This window comes from Pseudomonas sp. MWU15-20650, from assembly GCF_023242475.1.
Classification (GTDB): Bacteria; Pseudomonadota; Gammaproteobacteria; order Pseudomonadales; family Pseudomonadaceae; genus Aquipseudomonas.
This window is the reverse complement of sequence record NZ_JALJFG010000002.1, coordinates 292,210-315,632: the sequence shown is the minus strand read 5'-3', so window position 1 is coordinate 315,632 and position 23,423 is coordinate 292,210. Positions and strand designations below refer to the sequence as shown.

General features: G+C 54.7%; 15 protein-coding genes. 1 reads left to right on the top strand and 14 read right to left on the bottom strand.

The features are described from left to right. Positions 1-3 precede the first annotated feature (3 nt). From M5B43_RS03285 to M5B43_RS03260, 6 genes are all read right to left on the bottom strand, one after another. The gene (locus M5B43_RS03285; RefSeq protein WP_248748756.1) at positions 4-588 is read right to left on the bottom strand and encodes a papain-like cysteine protease family protein; all 585 of its coding nucleotides are present in this window, start codon (positions 586-588) and stop codon (positions 4-6) included. Between the two features lie 861 nt (positions 589-1,449). Then, positions 1,450-1,911, bottom strand: coding sequence for an SMI1/KNR4 family protein (locus tag M5B43_RS03280; protein WP_248748755.1), 462 nt, complete (start codon positions 1,909-1,911; stop codon positions 1,450-1,452). Between the two features lie 2 nt (positions 1,912-1,913). Further along, positions 1,914-2,144: an HNH/ENDO VII family nuclease gene (locus M5B43_RS03275; RefSeq protein ID WP_248748794.1), complete on the bottom strand. Its 231-nt coding sequence runs from the start codon at positions 2,142-2,144 to the stop codon at positions 1,914-1,916. Between the two features lie 266 nt (positions 2,145-2,410). Continuing rightward, complete coding sequence (locus M5B43_RS03270; RefSeq protein ID WP_240996594.1) at positions 2,411-2,938, bottom strand: hypothetical protein; 528 nt, start codon at positions 2,936-2,938, stop codon at positions 2,411-2,413. Positions 2,939-3,337: 399 nt separating this feature from the next. Then, entirely contained in the window at positions 3,338-3,691 is a 354-nt protein-coding gene (gene imm2, locus M5B43_RS03265; protein WP_248748754.1) for an Imm2 family immunity protein, read from the bottom strand. Next, the gene (locus tag M5B43_RS03260) at positions 3,691-7,266 is read right to left on the bottom strand and encodes a deaminase domain-containing protein (RefSeq protein WP_248748753.1); all 3,576 of its coding nucleotides are present in this window, start codon (positions 7,264-7,266) and stop codon (positions 3,691-3,693) included. The genes imm2 and M5B43_RS03260 overlap by 1 nt, the downstream gene beginning before the upstream one ends. 336 nt (positions 7,267-7,602) lie before the next feature. On the opposite strand from M5B43_RS03260, the gene M5B43_RS03255 reads away from it, so the two are divergent. Next, entirely contained in the window at positions 7,603-7,872 is a 270-nt protein-coding gene (locus M5B43_RS03255) for a hypothetical protein (RefSeq protein WP_194439062.1), read from the top strand. A gap of 560 nt (positions 7,873-8,432) precedes the next feature. Here the strand turns inward: M5B43_RS03255 and M5B43_RS03250 are convergent. From M5B43_RS03250 to M5B43_RS03215, 8 genes are all read right to left on the bottom strand, one after another. Next, a complete protein-coding gene (locus M5B43_RS03250; RefSeq protein ID WP_248748752.1) occupies positions 8,433-8,693 on the bottom strand; it encodes a hypothetical protein in 261 nt (86 codons plus the stop codon). After that, positions 8,690-9,601: a hypothetical protein gene (locus tag M5B43_RS03245; RefSeq protein ID WP_248748751.1), complete on the bottom strand. Its 912-nt coding sequence runs from the start codon at positions 9,599-9,601 to the stop codon at positions 8,690-8,692. The genes M5B43_RS03250 and M5B43_RS03245 overlap by 4 nt, the downstream gene beginning before the upstream one ends. 50 nt (positions 9,602-9,651) lie before the next feature. Then, positions 9,652-10,206 (bottom strand): hypothetical protein, encoded by a 555-nt coding sequence (locus tag M5B43_RS03240; RefSeq protein WP_248748750.1) that lies wholly within the window; start codon positions 10,204-10,206, stop codon positions 9,652-9,654. A 314-nt stretch (positions 10,207-10,520) separates the two neighbouring features. Continuing rightward, on the bottom strand, positions 10,521-10,730 hold the full coding sequence (locus tag M5B43_RS03235; RefSeq protein ID WP_248748749.1) for a hypothetical protein: 210 nt from the start codon (positions 10,728-10,730) through the stop codon (positions 10,521-10,523). 431 nt (positions 10,731-11,161) lie between these two features. Further along, complete coding sequence (locus M5B43_RS03230; RefSeq protein WP_248748748.1) at positions 11,162-11,563, bottom strand: hypothetical protein; 402 nt, start codon at positions 11,561-11,563, stop codon at positions 11,162-11,164. Further along, on the bottom strand, positions 11,564-11,812 hold the full coding sequence (locus M5B43_RS03225; protein WP_248748747.1) for a hypothetical protein: 249 nt from the start codon (positions 11,810-11,812) through the stop codon (positions 11,564-11,566). Between the two features lie 607 nt (positions 11,813-12,419). Beyond that, positions 12,420-12,878: a hypothetical protein gene (locus tag M5B43_RS03220; RefSeq protein ID WP_248748746.1), complete on the bottom strand. Its 459-nt coding sequence runs from the start codon at positions 12,876-12,878 to the stop codon at positions 12,420-12,422. Between the two features lie 6 nt (positions 12,879-12,884). Further along, entirely contained in the window at positions 12,885-23,414 is a 10,530-nt protein-coding gene (locus M5B43_RS03215) for a filamentous hemagglutinin N-terminal domain-containing protein (protein ID WP_248748745.1), read from the bottom strand. Positions 23,415-23,423: the final 9 nt, after the last annotated feature.

Sequence of the window (23,423 nt, the reverse complement as noted above, 5' to 3'; positions counted from 1 at the left end):
TCCTCAGTTTTTTACGGTGAAGTAAGTGTTAGTCCAATTGCCGCCGCCGTTGTACGAACCGGGAAACGCGTTCAACGCGCGGGTCGAATAGCCGTAGATCGAATCTGCGATCAACAGGTAATTGCCGTTGGTTCCATAGATCACCAAAAAGTGCGCACCGCCTCCGTACCAGGCGCAACGCAAGCCGATGGGTCGGCCCCTGTTGATCTGGTCCTGGATGGCCGCCATCTGCAACGAACCTTGGCTCATGCCGTTGTAGCTGCGCGTGGTTCGTAAAGCGGAATCCAGATAGCCGTAGACGTTGCACGGTCCGGGTTGATTGCAGCAGTTACGGTCCAGCTCGCTGCTGGCGACACCGCACTGGGTCCAGGACCCGGTGCCGTAGTAGTTGCCGACCGAGGCGGAAACAGCCGCCCAGCACCAGTTAGTCTGGGTTTGTCGCTGCATGCTGAAATTGAGACTGGCGGCAGCCATTGCCTGTGGCTGAGCAGCCGCTTCGACTTCGACCAACTGCGGATCGAGCAGATGGCCAATCAGGCAGTTGGGCAGTGTGTTGCCGGTGGATGGGGTTGTTTCAGTGGTTAACATGTTTCAATCCTCCATGAGTGAAAACAAGCGTCCTGCTTGTAACCGTGTGGCGGTGTTGCTGAGCTATCGACGTTCAAGGTTGCCCATATTGGATGGGGCGTTTCGATCTGGCTCGAGGTAACCCTAGACGTGGATATGCATTAGCGCGAATAAATGGATGCATGGATGCATAATTGCTGATGGAAGATTTCAGCGGTTCAATGGAAGAATGGAAGGGGACATACAATGAAAAGGATTTATTTATTCTGAGAAAATAAATCCCCTTTTTTGCTAAAAGCAGTCGCTCGTGGCGGCGTAAAACGACCAGACAGCGCTATTGCTCTTCACCATCAGACAAGGGAATCAACAGCCGGGAAAGTAGTTTTTTAGGGATAATTATCTGTCCTTGCAGGAACCTCTTGTGTGTAGTAACGAATACGGCCATCAGGCAGTGTTCTAGTGACCGCTGCTGTCTCTTGAGCTTTTTGTAGTCCTGATAGTTTCGCTCTCAATGCAGCTTGGGCATTCGCACTTGTGGCTTCAGTAGCTACAACCTCTCCCGTTGTAGCAGTAGCTTTTGCACCAACAGTATCACCCGACGCGAATTTCGTTGTCTAGGCGCGCAACGCCAGACGTGGCGCGGCCTGCGCGCCGGTCGGCCCAGCCGATGCGCGCTCATCGAACAAAACCACCCCGATATGGGTATTGAGCCCACCACAGAACACCCTGGACGACCCAAGAGCCAACAGAAATTTGTGGCGCAGATGTTGGATGCCTTGATCGCTCAGGCCACGACCAAAGCGAGCAGCGAAGGACGGGAGGTTTTGCAGTAAGCAGATAAAACAACACCGGCGCATGGCCGGTGTAGGATGAGGATATCTATCAAATATGAGCAGAAATTCTTTTATACAAAAACTCATAAAAATCTGAAGCATAATTAACATTATCGCCAGACGGAAGCCGAAGACTCACAGGGCACTCACCATCTTTAAACTTCGAATAGTCAAAGAAAAAGACCTCCCCCATATCAGTTTCGCTAATCACAAGTTTTTTGCCATCTACCAGATTATTTTTTATGCCCACAATGTGCTGATAGACAATATCCCCCCCATTGACATCCTCAAAGTCCACGCCATAGATACTATAAATTTCTTCAGTACCAATCTCGCCCCCCGCATACGTCTTTAAAAACCACTTGTATGACTCTGGTAGTTCAAGCCCTAGCCGCTGCTCAGCCTTCTCAATCCAGTCATCACCCACGCAGTCGGCCTGACTGCCAAAGCACACGATATCAGGATGCAGTGATACTAAATCCTCAATTTGGTGCGTCGTAACTTGGCTCATTCTCAATTCCTAAAATCTGCAGATCGTTGCTGCCAATACTGCGCCTTCCACTTATCAAAAGCTGCCCTATCAATACCTGAAGGAATTGTATTAGGGTTAATGTGAATAGTTGCGCTATTTGTTTGGTGAAAACTTTGCGTCATTTCTGCAATAGGCCCTGACTGTGTTTGCGTCATATGGTGCAGGTTCACCGACTTGCCATCTACACCGATGGGCGCGCGACCAGAGGCCATACGCTCAGCATTACTACCTGTTATGACCTTGCCACCTTCACGCCAACTAGTTTGCAAATTAGGATCAAATAAATCATTCCGTTGATATACCTTATCCCAACTAAACTGAATAGGGTCTTTTGACCAAAAGTTACGTTATTGAGTAAAAACGGAGCCCGCTTCTGTAGCGTTACCTATTCCTTTTGCACCATTTCTAAACGCATAATTATTATTTAGCCTCTGGCAGTGGTTTTAATGGCGCGGACACATCCTGTGCGCTCTTTAAACTACGACTGCCAGAATGTCAGACAGACACCATATTCATCGAGAAGATCGTCAGCAATTTCAAACTGAAATACCTTCTCTGGAAAGGCATCGGATAACGCGCGCCTCCAATATCTAGTGATCTGTTCAGCAAATAAATGACAAAGACGATAATCTTCTTCCGACAGGCCCACTTTAAATACGGGTCGACCCGGTGCATCCTCCCACTTTGAAAAGAACTGATTTATTGAAAAAATATTTCTGTATCGTTCAACGTCTCTACGCGATGTACTTTGTTCCAACACACTAGATTCGGTCTCAACCAGCCCGTTCAAATGAAATTTTTGCGGATCGTATTGCTGAGCGTTAGGCAGCCAGAAAATGTGACCATTGACCTCAATAAAATCAGGAGAGAGCAAACCCAGAACAGAAATTGCCTGTTCTAATGAAACCAAGTTCCCTACATATGAAAAAAACTCCCCGGAGCCAATATCTGAAACAAACAGACTCAACGACTCTTTAGAAATATTACCCTGATAAACTTTCATCATTTCAACCCCAAGCTATCAAGAACCGACTGAGGAACATTCCCCTCAAAAACTTTTGCATCACTTCCCTTCTTGGGGAAATATGTTCCATTCGGAGCTTGGTTCCATTCGACCACCTTAATCCGAGAGCTAGACACATCATATAGTGCACGCCCCTCAGGACAGTAGACAACAACATGCCCATTTCCAAGATTTGCATAAGAATCGGGAGTTTGCCCTTGCAACGGATACTGAACACCACCACGCGTTCCCGTGACCGTCACATTCGTTTCCCTGAGTCCCTTGGTATAATCTAAATCAATAGTACTACCGGCAGAGTCCGTAATGAACCTGGGTGTATTTGGAGCGTTAGTAGTTGCTTTTGCACCAACAAATATTTCGGACTATATCTGCTTTACCCTATTAACATATACCTAATAATCCAAGGTCATCTTTAAGCTCCACGACTTCATCAGAAGGCAGATCTTCCAACATAGAGGAGAGTTCAAACTCATCTAACAATTTAGAGATGGTATCCAGATGATACCTCTGGACCTTTTCCGGAGATCGCCCTGCTGAAAGAATAAGTGCTATAACTTCGAGCATTAACTTTTCAACAGGCAATTCAAATGAGTTTTCAAGCTCGCCATAGGCATAACCCACTTCACTTTCACCTTCAGCCCATGAGCTTTGGTGGCTGAGCTTGACCTTGCAATAGCTATAATAGCTACCCAGAAACCAAGCCCGGATTTCACCATAAGTCACTCTGTCTTCCATTACGGCGTCTTCCTCGGAGGGCGCAGCATAACACCCTGATTATCAAGAATATTAACGGTAATATTGGGGTACTTCGCCTTGAACTGCTCAGCCACATTCAGACAGCTGGCACAAGCCGCTTTCTCCGTAAGGATATTTACTGTTCCTCTTGCGGAGGTATTTCTCCCCAACTGGTCAGCGATATTATCTAGAATTTTGTATTCCGTATCTATTCCCCGATAAACCAAGTCTCCAGCCTTATTGGGTACAGATTGAGCGACAAAATTCCCATTTCCGGAGCCGATAAGCCCCTTACCAGCATCAGAGACTTGGCTGTGTGCGGCCATCTGCTTAGGTATTCCGGGAATATCTATTTCCGCGACAGCTACGTTACCACTTCGCCGTAAGCCAGACGGCAACCCAGCTCGAACGTCCATGACCCGTTGGGCCATCGGAGCAGTGTCAATCACGGTCGCAGTCGCTTTTGCACCTCCCGCCTTTTTAACCCCAAACAGCATAGCTGTCCACTTGGAAAGCATACCCACCGTCTCGGGGGCTATGTCAACGCCTACCTCTCCTGCCGCGTTACTCGCTGCCTGCAAAGCACCATCGACAATACCTACCCCGGCCACCCTCAAGCGAGAGTTAACGTTCATCAAATCCACCGCCCCTAGCATGCGATCCACCTCATCAGGTAGGTCACCGTGGGCTCGTACTTGAGAAATCATCTCATGGATTGCGTCATAGCTCGCCACCCAGTCGCCATAAGCTTCCTTGCACTTTGCAGGATCGCTTTCACAGAGAGTATTCAGGCGTTTTTCGTTAGCCTCATTCAAATCAGCATATTTATTGATGACGTCCCTGCAGCTTTCTGTGGCGGTACAGGTTTTGGCCTCACCAATGAGCGCTTCAACCTCCTTGTGCTGCAGCTCGTTGTAAATTGTTCCCTGCTGAGCCACCCACCCCGCCACTTCCTGATCTTTTGCGCTCCCCCCCACACCTGCTGCGACCGTCATTCCGATTAACTGAGAGGTCATGGCCAACACACGATCATGGGCCTCGCCAGGGAATAATTTTTCACCAAACGTTTGTATCAGGGCCTTATTCGCGCCAGCAGCAATAGCTCCCGAGGCGAAATCCCCTCCTGCCGCTTCGGCGATTAATCCTCCGACAATCGCATGCACTGCCACCTTAGTGGAAAGGTTGGAACCAACGAGTTCGGTTCCCACACGCTCGTAAATCATTCCAGACAGGACGCTGGCAGTCAGATCAATAGCTGCTTGACCGATATTTTTAGTAAAACTGCCGCCATTGGTAACAGTTCTCAGCGCCGAGTTGACCGCCAATTGCCTCCCAAGGTCTGCGGCAGTGAATTCACCGGTGACGCCGGCAAACTTAGCTATAGCCCCACTGAGCCCTGCGATTGCATAGCCTTTCAGGCTATCGCCCGACGTCACATCCTTGGCAATATCGCCCAAGTTCCCTTTGTTGTTGATGGTACTTGTCGCGCCTTTGACTGCGACCGCAGTAACCACCGAGTTCGCAACGAGACCGGTTGTTGTAGTAGACGCCGCTCCCACAAGACCCGCTCCAGCGCCCCAGGTGAAGTAAGTGACAATGATGGCGATGACCAACGCCGCGCCACCACCCAGGCTTGAGTTGTTGTACTTGAAACTATCGTGAACCTCTTGGACCTTGCGCCAATCCACATCTCCGCGCTGCTCGGCTTCTTTCAGCCAAGCCAGTTGCGGGTCAGCTTTTACCATCACGTCAATGGTCTGGCTTACGGTGTGCTGGTCGATCTGCTTGACATCAATCTTCAAACCATCGACCGCTTTGATCACGACGCTACCTTGCGCAATCATCTGCGTTTGGCGCAACGTCTCGTCGGTGTTGCCTTTGCCTTTAGAGCTCGTCCACACCATGTCACTCTTGCTCTTGGTGTGGCTCTCGTCATGCAGATCCTTCACCGCCTCAAACGTCACCGCCCCACCACTGACAATCGCAATATCCCCGCCACTGTCGAGCTTCGCCGCCTGATACTTCTGATCCCCACCACTCTCCAGCGTCAGATCACCCCCCGTCTTGATTTCACTGCCGACATTCTTCACATCGGTCACTTCATCACGCTGGGTCTTCTTGCTGCCCCACCCGCCCTTCTTGCTCATGTCATACAGCGAGTAGTGGCTGTCCTGCGCCGCCAGCAGTTGCAGCTCGTTGTCGGCATGCACGTAGGCTTCGTTGCCCGCGCTGATCTTGCTGGCGACTAGCGTGAGGTCGGTGCCGGCGATGGCGACCAGATCGCCGCCAGCTTTGAGTTCGGCGCTTTGTTGGGTGACGTTGTCCAGTTGGGTGGTGGTTTTGGTGTCGCCTTTTTTGCCTTTGGAGTACTCGTGTTCTTCGTTGGCGGCGGCGGCCAGGGTCAGGTTATTGCCGGCCTTGACGCTGAGGTCCTTGGCCGCGCTGACGGTGCTGGCAACTACGGCGATGTCGCGACGGGCGTCGATGGCGAGGTTACCGCCCACGTCCACACCGGAGGCGTGTTGCAGTGTGGTTTGCTCGGTGCCTTTGACGCGGCGGCGTTGGTAGGCGTAGTCGTCCTGTTCGGTCTGGCTGGCGATCACTACGTCACGCCCTGCGCTCACGCTGGCGTTGCCACCGGCCTTGAGGTGGCTGCCAAGGTTGAGCACATCGCGCCCGGCATTCAGCTTAAGGGTATCGATAGCCTCAAAGCGTGAGGCTTCGCTGACCACGTCGTTACGCAGTTGATAGCCCTCGCCCTCTTGCTTGAAGGTGGTGACGGTGCGCTCGTTGATGATGTCGCCGGTCACGGCGGTGGCGCTGATGTCGCGGCCATTGATGATGCCGCCACGGCTGTTGCGGATCGAGTCGGTGGCGAGCATTTCCAGGCGGTTGCCGGCTTGCATCAGGCCGCTGTTGTCGATGTTGCCCGCGACCATGCTCAGGTTGTTGGTGGCGCGCAGGGTGCCGCTGTTGTGCAGGTCGCCGCCGGTGATCAGGCTCACGTCCTGGCCCTGGATCAGCGCGCCGTTGGGAGCCAGGCGGTTGTTGGCCTGGGCCAGGTAGAGCACCGGGGTCAGGACTTTCTGGCCGTTGACCTCGGCTTCTTCCATCCACACGATGTCGTGGGTCAGCGCCGCCACTTGTGCGGCGCTCAGGGAGACGCCCAGTTGCAGGTTGAGCGAGTCCTTGTAGGAGATGGCGTTGTCCATCAGGTAACGGAACAGCTTGTCATCGCTGGCAATGCCGTTGATGTAGCGCTGGCCGGTGCGGGCCACCACGGCTTCGCGGATCAGGCGTTGCTCGTACAGGCCGTCGCCCAGGCGCTTCCAGCTGGCATCGGGGTTGTAGCCCAGTTTGCCGAGCAGGTAGTCGGAGCTCATGAACTGCTTGAGGTCGGTGAGCGCCGGGTTGGTTTCGATCAGGTATTTGTGGCTGTTATCCACCGGGGCGATTTCCGGCAGGCCTTGCACGCGGGTGATCGAGGGGGAGCGATTGTCCAGAGCCAGCGGGCCCTGGCCGTTGACTGCGCCGCTGACGGGCTGGCCGTCGAGGCTGAAACCGCGTTCTTGCACGGCGGTGTAGTCGAGTTTTTTCTCGCTACGACCACTTAGAGTTGTTACAAGGACAGCTTGGCGACTTGCACCCTTTCATGCCGCAGGCTTATAGTCCGCCGGTCGCCCACATGGCGATTCAGGTTTGGCGACCTGACGGTAGAGAATGCGCAAGCTGACGGCTTTTTTGCAGCCACTTGCGCGCCTGCAAAGTCGTCTTATGACGGCTGTGCGCGGGAGACCTTCGGGTCTGCCGGTTTTCTCTACTGCCGGTTCGCCAACCTGCGTACAGCTGTCACCCATTCGTTTGGCGACGTTTGAGTGGTGGCATCAATCACTTGAGTAGAGAGTTTGAAAATGACCCGATACATCCCCCTGACAGGCCACGATTCAACCATCCCCGCGCTGGTGATCGACACCCAAGCTCCCCTTGATGTTCTCTATGATGCAGCCGCCTACCGTATTCGTGCGGTGACTCAATTTTTGGAAAACTTGGCGTTTCGGGAGCAGATTAGTAGTGATGCGGTTGTGCTTCACGATTTTGCATTGCTGCTGGCCATCCCTCTGAGGGATGGGTGTGATTTGTTGGATGTAATTAGTCGAAAAATGAGTTCGCAGAATTCATAAATAAAAAAGGGCGGTTTTCAACCGCCCGCTTGACTAAGCTCAAGCTTGCCAAGCAAAAAAAATAAAAACTCAATTATTAAAGAGCAATAATACGCCAAGCCATTTCTTAGCTAACAGATTAAAAAACAGAAACTAAATAAAATCCGTCCCCTTTTCCATGGAAGGTTGGCGGCCGCTCCTTTCCTCACCGGTCATCTCATGGAGGAAAACAACGGGCTAGGCTCCTGAAAAACCCTCATGCGTACATGCCCTGCTCTCTGACCCGGTGGGATTTCAATACCAAGCCATTGCGGTATTTCAATGTTGCCTTCCACTATTTATAAGGCGTCGGCTTCCACGCTGCGGACATTTCGAGGTTGTATTACACGGCCTATACACTCGCTGTCTAAGCTTCGCAGTGCCGGTTACCCGAGCACCACACAAGACTCGCTTCCGGTGGATGGCTGGTCCTTGCCGGACGGGGTTAGTACCCGCTCGGTTTCTTACGCCATTTCATGACGGATTGCGCCGTCAATTCCAGGCGACCAAGCTTTGCCTGGCGCACATAAATCTGCCCTTTTTTAACCGCCTTTATGCTTTCTACTCTTAACTTCTTTAATTTTTGAAAGCACCCAAATCCCTACACCCACTGGAACTCCATAAGTTAAGCCAACCCACAGGGCTCCCTTAATATTAGCCCCATCAAATCTCCAAACCTCAAACTTAAAAAACCCAATTATCGACACAATCAAATTCCCAATTAGTCCCAGCACAAAAAAGGCCACTACAAAATACACAAGAAGGACCACCAACAGGTAAACACCCACACTTTTCGGTTTCATTTTCCACCACCTAAATTAGTTACCCCCCCACCTATGACTTCTGACATTGCAGAACCCATCGTAGCACCTACTCCTTCGCTCGCTGCGCCCCCCACTAAGGGCTTCAACTGCCCAGATACAACATTACCCGTCTTATATCCTATGGCAGTACCTATCGCTGTCCCCAGCAATGAAAATTTTGAATCTTCCCCCTTGATCACGCTCCCTAGGTATGCGCCACTTAGCCCATAACCTTGTGTAAGCCAAAAACCTTTTCCTTGAGTCAGTGCACCCACACCGGCGGCAAGTGAAACGTCGGTATAAGCAACAGGTTTACCTGTGGATAATTGATACGTGAAGTTAGCACCTCCAGAAATCAAGGCACCCGCTACCAGCCCTCCTATCCCTACAGCAGGTGCTTCAACTGCCGCCAGGGGCAGACCAACGCCGATTGACCATGCTTGTACAAGTCCATTGGCAGGCATTGGCCCATCAAAACCATCGCCCCTCAGGTGCGAACTCATTGCAGCGGTAGCCTGGTCTGGCGTTCCACCCTCTTTAAGCACTTTTTCACCTGCACTCACAGCCCCCGCAATGGCGGGCCCACCAATATGAAACTCATCATTATATTTTTTTGCGTTTCCGGCTACCCAGCTAGCGGTTGCAGGATCACCGTTGACTAGAGCACCCGCCAAAACGCCGACGAGTTGAGCGGTGCCTACCCGGAACTGGGTATCCGTGGTAAACCGGGAGTCCAGGTACTTATCCAGCTTCTCCGTAGCCAAGGCCGTCAATCCCTCTGAAGCAGCGCCGGCTAAAGCCCCGGTCTTGAAGTCTCCGCCTTTAGCACTTGATAACGCTCCTCCCAATACGGCGTGCATCAAGACTTTTTGTGCCGACCCTGGGGCTATTTTCAGGTAATCAGCCAAATCGCCCACCTGCTTGTCGTTAGCAAGGGTACCTGCGCCTTGTGCACCGACTAGCTAGAATAGGAAGATATCAGAGCCTTTGCGATAATACCTTCCGCGGTGCGAGCGGATGCCAGCTTAGCCAACTCATCCATCGAGATTAAATTAGAGTTTAAATACTCGTAAAAACCCTCTTGAAGCTCTGATTTTTTCACAGCAACAACGCCAAATTCCTCATATGCGCTTTCAAAGGCAACCCATTTGCACGCGCTATCGCATAGAACTATTGGATAACCAACCTTTCCATCAAAAAAATTTCCAAACTTTTTACTCAGCCAACGAACATCGCTCTCTAAATCGCTTCCATCGAAGGAAAAACAAGAGCTCCCTAATCGCTCGCTTCCTGAAAACTTTATAAATACATCTGACTTAAAGTTGGAAACGCTATTCGATACCAGCCCCGAAAAAACTTCAAAAAAGCAGAGCAATGGTCTCTCAAAAAACCAAAACAGAAATCCGCCACCAACAAAAACATTCATCGGCAAGTCTTTATTAAAATTTATGACACCTGACAGCCTATCAAGAAAAGAATTCAATTCTTTATCTTCAACTTTCAAAACAGCCATGACTACTCTCCTGAAAACCTGATTTTCGCAGTTGGTTTTTTCACCCCTTCTATAGTCAACGACGCGGAAGGTTGCCCCGTGGACGTTGAAGATGGATAGAATCGATAGGTCTTCTGTCCATTAGTTAACACAGTAACTGAGCCATCCTGAGAAATTGTCTTTTTATAACCATTAGACTCAAGTATCTTTATGGCGCTGCCCTGAGTAATGTTGGCCTCTATCTGCCCTGCACTATTGCGCGTAACTTTCGGCAAAAACTCAATCGATGTTGCTTTAGCACCGACGGCAAAATAACAGCCTTACTAATTAACTTATTAAACTATCCACTCCACCTCAAAATCAGCTAGCTGAGCCTGAAGCCCTGCCTCATGCTCGAACCAGTAGTCAAACCCTTCAACATCACTTTTCTTCAAGTAAAGATAATACCCGCCAGTGTCTCCATCACGGTCGTCCGCAACAACAATTTCCCAGCCAGAATATTCGCCAGTGACAACAATACCCCTCCGTACGATAGACATATCCATATCCTAGTCCGCATAGAGAACATGATTGTTAGAAATATATTTTCCAGTCACAGGGTCTTTAACTCCGAAAGGTACATGCGGAACTCCCGGAGCGTGTGCTCCTGATATAGATCCTGAGTCGATACGGAACTCCTTGGTGCCATCAGCGCTGTGAAACACCCCAGAGCCGGGCTTACCGATTTCCCTGTACTCGGGACCGAGATATTTTTGCCCTGCAGATAGAGCCTCATCGGTTGTGAGCGTCATAGAGCTCGTGAAATTTTTCTTACCAGATAGAGTTTCATTGATAACTTGATCTACACGCTGCCCAGCACCTGCTTCCAGTTGAATCTGTTTTTCAGCATTAACAAAGGTTTTCCAGTTTTCAGTAGGACCAGCTAGTGGAGTGCGTGGAGTAGCTGTTGCTTTTGCACCCTACATACTTTTTTACTTTAAGCATTCAACACTGTAAAGCTTACATCACCGGACCTCAAAAATTCTTGAAAACAAGAAATAACGATATCTATATTTCTTGTGACAAAACTCGCCGGATAGTAATCGCCCAGAACATCAACCAATTTTGCTCCAGTCGACGTATTATTAAGAGTACGCACAACATGCTCACCATCATCAAGGTATTGGTTCAGCATCAGAATATAATTTCCAGAATCAGCATAAAGATTGATTTCGTAAGGTCCGGCTTCAGGTGCTGGGGAAATAGACAACGAAGCGACGCCGTCGACTTTACTATATTCACATATAATGGACCTTACATCTTCCATGGTCGGCTGATCAATGAGAGGGATTTGCGATCTGCCATGCTCAGGACTAAGGGTATACCCTCCGATGATCATCTATTTTTTCTCCTTAATAGACTTCATACCTGACTCCCAGTAATAGTTTTTCGGAAGTCCTGTTTTATCATCTATAGCTCTTACGGTTAAAAATTTCAACTCAGCCTTTTCTGCGGCAGCGGCTATGTCACTTTTGCAGAATCCGCATACATCTTTCCCTGCGACTGTCATAGACATGTCCGCTCCGGCAGTTTTACCAGAGCTATATGCTTGCTGGATCACACCGATTTCAGCGTGGGCATCTTTCATATTTCCGTTTGGATAAAGTTTGCCAGGATTCGTAGCGGCTTTATCTGCAATCCTATCCGTGATCAACGAAGGTATTTTCGGGTCCGCCTCGTTGAGTGGACGAGCGGTTTGATTGACGTCTTGGAAGGTCTGACCTCCTACCTTTCCCGCTGCCGCCACTTTTGGTGCAGCGCCCTTAGCCGTTCCCCAGCTCGCGTAGAGCTTTCTATAATTTGCTCAAAAGTTTTCCCTTTCTTAACGAGATCGTCAAACGCAGGACCGATCTTATTTCCGTATCGCTCCATGTTTCTCGCATCAATAGTCTCTAGCATATCTGGCGGCGTATACTCTCTATATTTCAACTTCAGATCATTCCTAGCACTGTATGCATATTTTGCTATGTCTTCAGCGCTAGCGCCTCCAGCGCGCAAATTATCTACGGACGTTTGTAGATCGTAAACTTCTCGAACGTAATTTTGCCGGAGGGGTGGCAGATAGCCAAAATCTCCATCGGCTTTGGACACAGCATTATCCCAAGCTGGTGCCGTAGATGTCCCTTTTGCACCAAAGGCAAACGACCAACACCATCTACTCTTTTAACAGGATACAAAAATCTCGTTACACCAGCCTAAACCGCCTTATGGCACTCTATCTCGCTTTCTATATCTAAATCTTGCCCTTTCGCAAAAGAGAAGGTGAGAAGTTTAGCTCGCAACGCAAGCTGCTTAAGCGATTCAGGCAAATCATCAATGGTAATTGGACTTATCGGCGACGCTACAGGCTCATATTTATTTGAGCACTCGTGAATCGTTCGATGTACATCTCGCCAGTCATACACAAAAAAACCTTTTTTTGCCATATCATAAAAATCGTCAGGACGATTTACCTGAATAAGAAGACGAGCTTCAGAAACAATAGGAAGATTTTCGATAGCCTCCTCCACATTCTCTATCGCAAATGAACAGTCATGCAGCATGCCAACCGGAATTGGCCCACTCCCTCCAGTAAAAAACACTCCAAGGTTTAGCTCGCGATCGGTAGCAAGCCAAACACAATCCAGCCCATCGGGGTATACATCGCTACTCATATTAGATTACTCATCAGATTTGAATCGAGTCCCTGGAGGGAATGGTTCACGACCATAAGTAGATTCGCAACGAGGGCATACAGGGACTTGGTCGCCAGTCCTGGGACGCATCGCCTCCGTAAAGCGAACGTCCTCTTTGTTACCTCCTAAGGCATCTACCACATGATCTTCCGCACATTTTCCACCGCCACAGGGCCTTGCAGCAACCTCACCAGTCTTTACGTTGTAGCCACCTGTAACAGTTGCAGGGGCTTTGCCTTTCAAAGGTGCAAGTGATTCAGCTAAAGCATCACGCGCTGCTGATGCTTCTTGACCCTTTGCAGCATCAGTCGCTTTTGCACCAACCTCCTTCACCGGGTGGGCATACGGCATGCCAGCCTCAGCATCCGGCGAGGCAGTCGAGGTGTATGGCGCCTTTCCTGCGCCCGTCGCTTTTGCTACCGTCAACTCAGCCTTAACAACCTTAGCAGTGACCTTTTCGACGAGCAAGGCCCCGCTTTTGAGCGCTCCCCCAACCCCCGTCCCTAGCGCCACCACGTCGCTTATCAGCTTCCCGGCTTCACGCCCTGCGTTAAACGATCCACTCGCCCCGGCTCGTTCATACTCCGATTGCAGATTGTCAATTCGTTCGATGTAGGACTGCTTCATGGTGGCCGAGACATGACCCAGCACATCCTCGCTTTCAAGCACGGATCTCAACGCCCGAAACGTCTGTATCGGGCTGCCGGCAGCTTCCAAGATACCCTTGACCGTATCAAGTACCCCTTCCGGCACGCCAACCACTGCCCCACCCGCAAAGCTGGCGTCCTGCCCGGCGTCGATCAATTCCCACTTCGTATTGATCCTGAGTCTATCTAGTGCGTCTTCGCTTTCTGCCAGCTCTTTCTCTCTCTGAGCCTTTTGATGCTCGCCCAGGTAGTTGTACTGCGTAGCATTCTTCGCAACCCAAGCCGCCTTCTCCATCGAGGCCGCATCTGCATCCTTCTGCCCTGCCGCCGCCAGTACGCCTACGATCTGCGAACTCATCGTCAGCAGCTCTTCGTTACCTTTGACCAGCGTATTCAGATGAGTAACCAGCGCCTCGTTCGCCCCCGCAGCCAATGCACCGGTTTTGAAGTCACCGCCCGTGGCTTCCGCCAGCAAACCACCCACCATCGCGTGAATCGCAACTTTGGGTGCCGAGCCTTCGGCCACTACACCTTCTGTGTAATTACCCACCAAGTTGAAACTGGCTGCCGCCAATGTATTGAACAGCGCACTTTTCAGCGCATCACTGGCGCTACCACTCTGCCCCAGCGCTTTGCTCAGCAGCAGGGATGTACCGCTTTGCAACGTCTGGTTAGCGGCAAATTTACCGACACCGCTCCACGTATTCAGTAGACCTGGCGTCGTGACTTTCCCAGTGATTGTGTTTGTTTGAGTCCCCGTCCAATCACCAAAGTAGGCAGCGGTCAGACCGGCAGTAGCACCAGCAATCACATACCCCTTCATCGCATCCGAAGAAGTTACATCCTTGAGCACCGCCCCCAGATTGCCGCGATTATTAACCACACTGACGGTCGCATTTGTAGAGGCTCCCGACGCTACAGCGCCTGCAACCGCGCCCACAGTACCGCCACCTGCCGCAGTCGCAGCGAGAGGCCCAACCACCGCCGCCATCACAATCGCAATAATGATCTGCGACGCCGGCCCCAACCCCGAGTTGCTGTACTTGAAGCTGTCATGAATCTCCTTGACCTGCCTCCAGTCCACATCACCTCGTGCCTCGGCGTCCTTGATCCACGCCAACTGAGGATCAGCCTTGACCATCGCATCAATGGATTGGCTGACGGTTTGCTGGTTGACCTGCCTGACGTCGATCTTCAGGCCCTCAACCGCTTTGATCGCAATGTTGCCTTCAGCCACCATCTGGGTCTGGCGCAGGGTCTCATCTGTATTGCCTTTACCCTTTGATGACGTCCAGAACGCATCTCCGTTGCTCTTCTCGTGACTCTCCTGATGCAGATCCTTCACCGCCTCAAACGTCACCGCCCCACCACTGACAATCGCAATATCCCCGCCACTGTCGAGCTTCGCCGCTTGATACTTCTGATCCCCACCACTCTCCAGCGTCAAATCCCCCCCGGTCTTGATCTCACTCCCGACATTCTTCACATCGGTCACTTCATCACGCTGGGTCTTCTTGCTGCCCCAATTACCCTTCTTGCTCATGTCATACAGCGAGTAATGGCTGTCTTGCGCAGCAAGCAGTTGCAGCTCGTTGTCGGCATGCACGTAGGCTTCGTTGCCCGCGCTGATCTTGCTGGCGACCAGCGTCAGGTCGGTACCGGCGACAGCTATCAGGTCGCCGCCGGCTTTCAGTTCCGCACTTTGTTGGGTGACGTTGTCCAGTTGGGTGGTGGTTTTGGTGTCGCCTTTTTTGCCTTTGGAATACTCGTGTTCTTCGTTAGCGGCGGCGGCCAGGGTCAGGTTATTGCCGGCCTTGACGCTGAGGTCCTTGGCCGCGCTGACGGTGCTGGCGACTACGGCGATGTCGCGACGGGCGTCGATGGCGAGGTTACCGCCCACGTCCACACCGGAGGCGTGTTGCAGTGTGGTTTGCTCGGTGCCTTTGACGCGGCGGCGTTGGTAGGCGTAGTCGTCTTGTTCGGTCTGGCTGGCGATCACTACGTCACGCCCTGCGCTCACGCTGGCGTTGCCACCGGCCTTGAGGTGGCTGCCAAGGTTGAGCACATCGCGCCCGGCATTCAGCTTGAGGGTATCGGTAGCCTCGAAGCGTGAGGCTTCGCTGACCACGTCGTTACGCAGTTGATAGCCCTCGCCCTCTTGCTTGAAGGTGGTGACGGTGCGCTCGTTGATGATGTCGCCGGTCACGGCGGTGGCGCTGATGTCGCGGCCATTGATGATGCCGCCACGGCTGTTGCGGATCGAGTCGGTGGCGAGCATTTCCAGGCGGTTGCCGGCTTGCATCAGGCCGCTGTTGTCGATGTTGCCCGCGACCATGCTCAGGTTGTTGGTGGCGCGCAGGGTGCCGCTGTTGTGCAGGTCGCCGCCGGTGATCAGGCTCACGTCCTGGCCCTGGATCAGCGCGCCGTTGGGAGCCAGGCGGTTGTTGGCCTGGGCCAGGTAGAGCACCGGGGTCAGGACTTTCTGGCCGTTGACCTCGGCTTCTTCCATCCACACGATGTCGTGGGTCAGCGCCGCCACTTGTGCGGCGCTCAGGGAGACGCCCAGTTGCAGGTTGAGCGAGTCCTTGTAGGAGATGGCGTTGTCCATCAGGTAACGGAACAGCTTGTCATCGCTGGCAATGCCGTTGATGTAGCGCTGGCCGGTGCGGGCCACCACGGCTTCGCGGATCAGGCGTTGCTCGTACAGGCCGTCGCCCAGGCGCTTCCAGCTGGCATCGGGGTTGTAGCCCAGTTTGCCGAGCAGGTAGTCGGAGCTCATGAACTGCTTGAGGTCGGTGAGCGCCGGGTTGGTTTCGATCAGGTATTTGTGGCTGTTATCCACCGGGGCGATTTCCGGCAGGCCTTGCACGCGGGTGATCGAGGGGGAGCGATTGTCCAGAGCCAGCGGGCCCTGGCCGTTGACTGCGCCGCTGACGGGCTGGCCGTCGAGGCTGAAACCGCGTTCTTGCACGGCGCTGTAGTCGAGGGTTTTCTCGCGGTCGGCGGCGGTGATTACACGTCCGTTGGCGCTGAAGTCTGCGTTGCCGGTGGCAGCTTTACCCGCTGCGTCGGTTTTCGCCGCCTGGCCACTGAGGCGGAACAAACCGTTCTGGCTGGTGGGCAAACTGAAGCCTGGCAAGGTCACCGGGTTGACTTGGCGCTGGGCCAGGTCTGGCGGCAGTTGCGCGGTGATCGCCGGCTTGACGGTGGAGGCAAATACGTCGGAGTTGGTGTTGCGGTTAGCCGCCGGGATGTCGATGTTGGTGGCGTTGGGGCGGATGACGCTGTTGTCGATCTTGGAGGTCGCATTGACCGTCACCGAACCCGCCGCCTGAATCACCGCCTGTGCAATCACACTGCCGGAGGTGGGCACCACGTAGCTACTGCTCTCATAGAAGTTACCAACGCCCGCCCTGACCTGCTCCATCGTCATCTGGCCCGGGCGGTAGTCGCCTGAGCTGGGATTGTTGTAAGTGTTGAACTGGTTCTGGCGCGCTATGAAGGTGTTGTAGATGCCACGGTCGCGGGTATAGAGCCCCGAGTTGAAGTGACGCTCTTCGCCGCCGGCCGCTCCCCGGTTGGTCAGCACATCAGTGTTGATCAGGATGTTCCCGGCCGCCGATACCGAGCTGTAAAGGTTATCGAAGGTCTGACTGCCCACGGTCAGATCGCCCCCTGCGTTGATAAACGAAGAGGCCGAGCTGCCGGTGATGACATCTTCGTATTTTTCGACCGAGGTGAAGTACAGCTCGCAGCCTTTGCCTTTGCAGTAGTCGTTCCAATAGATATTGAGGTTGCCCGACACCAGTTTCTTTTCAGTGGAGAACTGGTCACGACGGTTGCTCAGGGTATCTGCCAGCAAGCGCATGCCGGCGCTACTTTCCAGGCTGCCGGAGACGTTCTCGATCAGGCTGCTGCGCGCGCCCGCATCATCCCGGGCAATGTCCAGGGCGCCCAGGCTGTAGACGTCGCCATAGCGGTTGCTGAAGTCATTGACGCGCAACGTCATGTCGTTGCCGCTGAAGAGCAAGCCCTTGTCGTTGAGCAGGTGCGTAGCGTTCAGCCGGACTTTTTCAGCGCCGCCCAGGGTGCCGTAGTTGTTCAGTGTGGCGGCGTTGACCGTCAGGTCACCTACCGACGTCAGGCGACCACGGTTGTTCAGAACGTTGGTGGTGGTGATCTGGGTGACTGCGCCACCGGCAATCCGAGCGTTTTCGCCCAGGTCCATGTTGGCGGCGGCGAGGGTCATGCCGCCTAGGCTGCTGACGCGGCCGTTGCCGCTGTAGCCACCGGTGAGCGTCACGTTGAGGGTGCCGTCACTGGCCAGCAAGCCTTCGTTGTTCCAGGTGTCGCCGGTGCCGGTGAGGCTTTGCGCACCGAGCAACTGGCCACTGGCTGTTTGGGTGAACTGGCCGATCTCAAGGTTCAGGCGCCCGGCCTGGATCACGCTGCTGTTGGTCCAACTGGCGGCCTTGATGTCCAACTGGCCGCTGGTGACGAAGCTGCCGCCGGCCCGGGTGACTTGGTCGGAGGTCAGGTCGAACCTACCGGTGCCGGTGTGCACGATGCGCCCGCCGTTGTTGTCCAGGCCGCCAGCGTGCAGGTTCAGGTTTTCGTTGGCACTTTCCAGCACGCCGAAGCGGTTATCGAACAGGCCCGAAACCTCGATGTCGGTCGTCCCCGTACGGCCCATGGCCCGCAGGTTACCGCCAACGTTGCTGATGGTTTGCGCAGCAAGGCGCAGGGCGTCGTCGCTTTCGATCAGGCCGTAGCTATTGCTCAGGGTGCCCGTCAGGCCGAAGTCGATGCTGCGTGCGCCGACTTTGCCGCCATTACCGGCAGCCGTGCCCTGGTTATCAAAACTCTGGGCCGTGACCTTGAGCACGGTGTCGGCGTAGACACCGCCGCCCTGGTTATTGAAGGTCGTCGTGACGATGCGGTTTTCACCGCCGAGTGCCGACAAATGCCCCAGTTGGTTAAGCAGCCCGCCTTTGGCTTCGATGTTCAACGACTGCGCCTGGGTGATGCCACCGCTGTTAGTGAACAAGCCAGTGACCAGTTTGACCCAGCCCTTGCTGCTGTTGAGTACGCCACCGGCGGTGTTGGCCACGCTGGCCGTTTCCAGGTCCAGGTTGCCACTGAGGCTGTCGACGCGGCCGCCCTGGTTGTTCAGGCCGCCGCTGAGTCGCAGGCGGTTATCGGTTTGGCTTTGCAGCGTGCCTTGATAGTTGGTGAGGGTTCGCGCGGCAAGATCGAGCTTGCCCTTCTGGCTGAATATCAGGCCGTCTTGCTGGTTGTGGATGTCACCGGCCAACAGCTTGATCACCAGGTCTTTCTGGCTGGCGAGCGTGCCTTTGGCGCTGTTGTCCAGGTCACCATTGGCGAGGGTCAGGTCAAGGCGGTCCTGGCTGACCAGTTGGCCGCCACGGTTGTCCAGGCTGGCGGCATTGAGCAACAGCGCCGCACCACTGGCCAGGCGGGCGTTGTTGGCGTTGATCAGCGCACCACTGAGGGTGCCGTCCAAGGTGCCCTGGCTGATCAACTGGCCGGCGCTGTTGTCCAGGCTCTCGCCGATAAGGCTGATGTTGCCGGCATTGATCCGGCCACCCCGGTTGAGGATTTGACTCTGGGCGTTATTGAAGTCCAGGCGTTGAGCAGCGGAGATCAAGCCGTTGTTGCTGTTATCCAGGCGACCGGCAACGTTGAGACTGACATCAGCCTGGCCGGAGATGATCCCTTGATCATTGTTCAGGCTGCCCACGATGAGGGTTTGTTTGCCCTGGCTGACCAGGGCGCCCGCTGCGTGGTTATCCAAGCCACCCGTGAGGCGCGTGTGCAGGGTGCCGCTCTTGCTCGACAAGGTGCCTTCGGTGCTGTTGTCCAGGCTATCGCCGACGACCGTCAGACCGTTCCAGCCGGAGATCAAGCCCTTGTTGGCGTTGACCACTGCATCCGCTTCAAGACGCAATTGATCGGCACTGAGGATGACCCCGCGATCACCGTTGTCGATGCGCTTGGCCGCGATGGTGAACGCTGTCTGGCTGGAGATTTCGCCTTGTTCGCGGTTGGTCAGGTTGGCAAGCCGCGCGAAGGTCAGCGGGCCCTTGGCACTGATCAAGCCTGCGCTGTTGTCGAGGTTGCCACCTTGCAAGTCAAGGTTCACGGCGCGCTCGCCGATCAGGCGGCCCTGGCGCTGAATCAACTGTTGGACGATGAGCTTCAAGTCGCCCTTGGCTGAGATTTCCCCGCCCTGGTTTGAGACGACTTTTTTCCCTGTCAGGGTCAAGCCTGCTTGGCTGTTGATCAACCCGGCAGTGTTATCGAGGTTGGCAGTGGTCAGGTTCAGCGTCTGTTGACTGCCGATCACGCCCGCACGGTTATCGACATTGGCGGAAGTGACCGTCTGGCTACCGTCGCTGACGATTTGCCCACCTTGGTGATTGTCCAATGCGCCGGTGGTGAGCGTCTGAAGCGTACCGGCAGAAAGCCGGCCCCTGTCACTGTTATTCAAGGAGCCCGAGGTTGTACTCAGGGCAGTGGCCGCGGAAATCAGCCCTTGGTTGCGGTTATCCAGCATGCCGGTGACGTTCAGGTCCAGCGCGCCACGGCTGGCGAGTGCACCACCGGCCTGGTTGTTCAGGCTGTCGGCCGCCACCTGCAGGAGGTTCTTGGCTGACAGCACACCTTCGACACTGTTATCCAACGCCTTGGCGATGCGCACCTGCAAGCTGTCACCACTGATGACCTTGCCGCCGCGGTTGTTCAGCCCGTCAGCCGCCAACAGGAATGACTGGGTGCTGGAGATTTCGCCGCCCTGGCTGTTGTCGACGCTGCCGAGGTTGCTCAACAGCAGTTGGCCAGGAGTCGCTATCAAGCCATGGTCGCGGTTGATCAGTTGCCCATGGTTCAGGTCCAGATCGATTTGGCTATTGCTGACCAGTTCACCCCGGTCGTGCTGGTCCAGCCCGGTCAGGGTTGCCTTGAGCATGGACTTGGCAAAGATCGAACCTTGCTGGCTGTTGTCCAGTTGCCCTGCATTAAGGGTGATACCGGCGTCACTGCTGATGCGGCCGCGCTGGCTGTTGTCGAGGCCGGTGCTGCGCACGTCAACCTGCTGCTTGGCGCTGATCACACCGCCCTGGCTATTGTTCAGCGCAGCACTCACCAGCGTGGCCGTGCCATCGGCCAGCAGTTTGCCCGCCTGATTGTTCAGTTGGCCCTGAGTCGTGATCGACAGGGCGTTGGCGGCAGACAGAATGCCGCCCTGGCTGTTGTCCAACGTGCCAGCCTTGACCGTCAACACGCCTTCACTGAGCAAGGTGCCCTGGCCCTGGTTGAGCAGGTCACCGGTCAGGTTGATATTCAGGTCTTTTTGGCTGGTGATGCGGCCACCCGAGCTGTTATCCAGTCGACCGCCGTTCAACACGAGGCTTTCGCGCCCCGCCAGCAGGCCTTTGCTCTGGTTGAGCAGGCGTTGCACCGTCAGGGTCAAGCCACTGTCACCAATCACCTTACCGGCGTTGTTGTTCAGTTGATCGGCCACCAGCAGCACTTTGGCCTGGCTGGATATTTCGCCTTGCTGGTTGAGGACGGTCTGGCTGCGCAGGTCAACGCCATTGGTGGCAGCGATGAAGCCGCCGTTGCGGTTGTCCAGCGAGGTGCCGGTGAGGCTCAGTGCGCCTTCGCTGACGAGCTCACCCGCTTGTTGGTTGAGTACGCCGACAGTCGCCTGCAGGTCGCCCTTGGCGCTGATGCGGCCTGCGCCGTTTTCAAGTTGGTTGGCATTGAGCGTCAACCGGCCATCGCTGCTCAGTCGACCGCCATTACTGTTGTTCAGGCTGGCCAACTCGACACGGGTATCGGCCTTGCTGCTGATAACGCCCTTTTGGCTGTTATCGACGCTACCACCGGTCAGGGTCAATGCCCCGTCGGCGATCACTAGCCCGCCCTGATTGGCCAGGCTATCGCCGTGCAGCGCCAGGGTCGTTTTACTCGACACCAGCCCGGCCTGGGCGTTGTTCAGTTGCCCAACGGAAACCTGCTGGGCGCCCTGGCTGATCAGGTTGCCTTCATTGTGATTGTCGAGCAGCCCGGCGATGGTCGCGGTCAAGTTGCCTTGGCTGGCGACGGAGCCTTTATCGCTGTTATCCAGGCTTGCGGCTTGCACCGTCAGCAGGCTGGTGGCGGAGAAAATCCCCAGCCGGTTATCAATCGCGCCGCTGGCGGTCACGTTGAGGTTGCTGCCCAGCAGTTTGCCGGAACGGTTATCCAGCGTCGTGGCGGTAACGGTGGTTTGGCTGGCGGAGATTTCGCCCACTCGGTTGCTCAACCGCCCGGCGGTTACACGGGCCTGCTCCTGACTGGCCACCACGCCGTTGTCGTTGGTCAGTTGACCGGCATTGAGCGTCAGGTCCTTGAGACCGATCACTCGACCGTTCTGGTTATCCAGCGCGGCCGTCACCGTGACATCGGCGTTGTTATCACTGTGCAGCAAGCCGTTCGTGCGGTTATCCAGGCCAGTGGCACTGACCTTGAGCGAGTCCGTGCCGAGGACACGGCCGCCACGGTTATCGATTTGGCCTGCGTTAACCACGGCTTTCGCACCGCTCAACGTACCGCCCTGGTTATCCAGGGTTTGAGCGGTGGTCACCGTTAGGTTGCGACTGGCAACGACGCTCTTGGTATTTTTCAGGGTGGCCGCCGACAGGCTTACATCACCGTTTGCATTACGGCTTTCATCACCGTTGACGCCCGCCTCGATGATCCCGTTGTTGATGACCTGCCCGCTGCTGGTCAGGGTGATGCTGTCCCGTGCCGCGAGGCTTTGCTGGTTGCTCAAACCTGTAGTGGTTTGTACGTCAATACGGGTACCGGCATAGACCGCGCCCGTGGCGTCAAGCTGACCCGCCTTGACCACCACCGCTTCGCTGGCCTTGGCATTGACCATGCTCAACCGCCCATTGGCATCGAGCTGAATATCCCCACCACTGGCCGCCAACGTCCCGTCCAGCTTCACGCCCACACCGGCTTCAGTGCCGACCAGCCTGATCGCACCGGCATACATCCCACCCAACGCCGTCGAATCAATCGCCAACTCTGGCTTGGCACTGCCGTCATCGGCCCGTGCGGTGGCGCTCAAGGTCTGCGCATTGACGTCATTACGCCCGGCAATCACGGTCAAGTTGCGCGCATTGATCTGCGCGTTGATCTTGGCCGAGCGGGTGATGATTTCGAAGCGGTCGACGTTGCTGGCGTTCAAACCCTGGCCGTCGATGGTTACGGCGCCGCCGTCGACCTGGTAACGGTCCAGGCGGCCGTTATCGAGGATGGGCTTGCCGGTGGTCAGGGTGACGTTAGGGGTGTTGATAAAGCCGCAGCCATTGCAACTGACACCGTAGGGGTTGGCGACGATGACCTTGGCCGACTGCCCCGCCACTTCGGTGTAGCCGCGCAACTGGCTGGGGCTGCCGCCGTTGACTTCGTTGAGGATGATGTTGGCGGCGCGGCCCTGCAGGTTCGGGTTGCCGAGAATGATCCCGCCCAGTTGCGTCGACTGAGTGCGGTCGGTGGCGTTGTTGAGGATCACGCCGTTGGCGCCGACGTTGTAGTCCTTGAACTGGTTGTGGGACAAACCACTGCCATTGGGGGCGGCGATGTTCACCACCGGCACGCCATTGCCGGCCTGGCCGACGGTGGTGCCGGGCGCGCTGACCACGATGCCTTCAGCCTGGGCCAGCAGCGGTTGCCAGAACAGCGCATTGGCCAGGATCAGCGCCAGGCCACGTTTGGGCAGGCCCAAGAACGCGTCACGGTTTTTCAGGGCAGCAGAAGGCTGGCGAGCCAGGAAGGCAAAGTGGCGAACATCCATTTCAAGTTC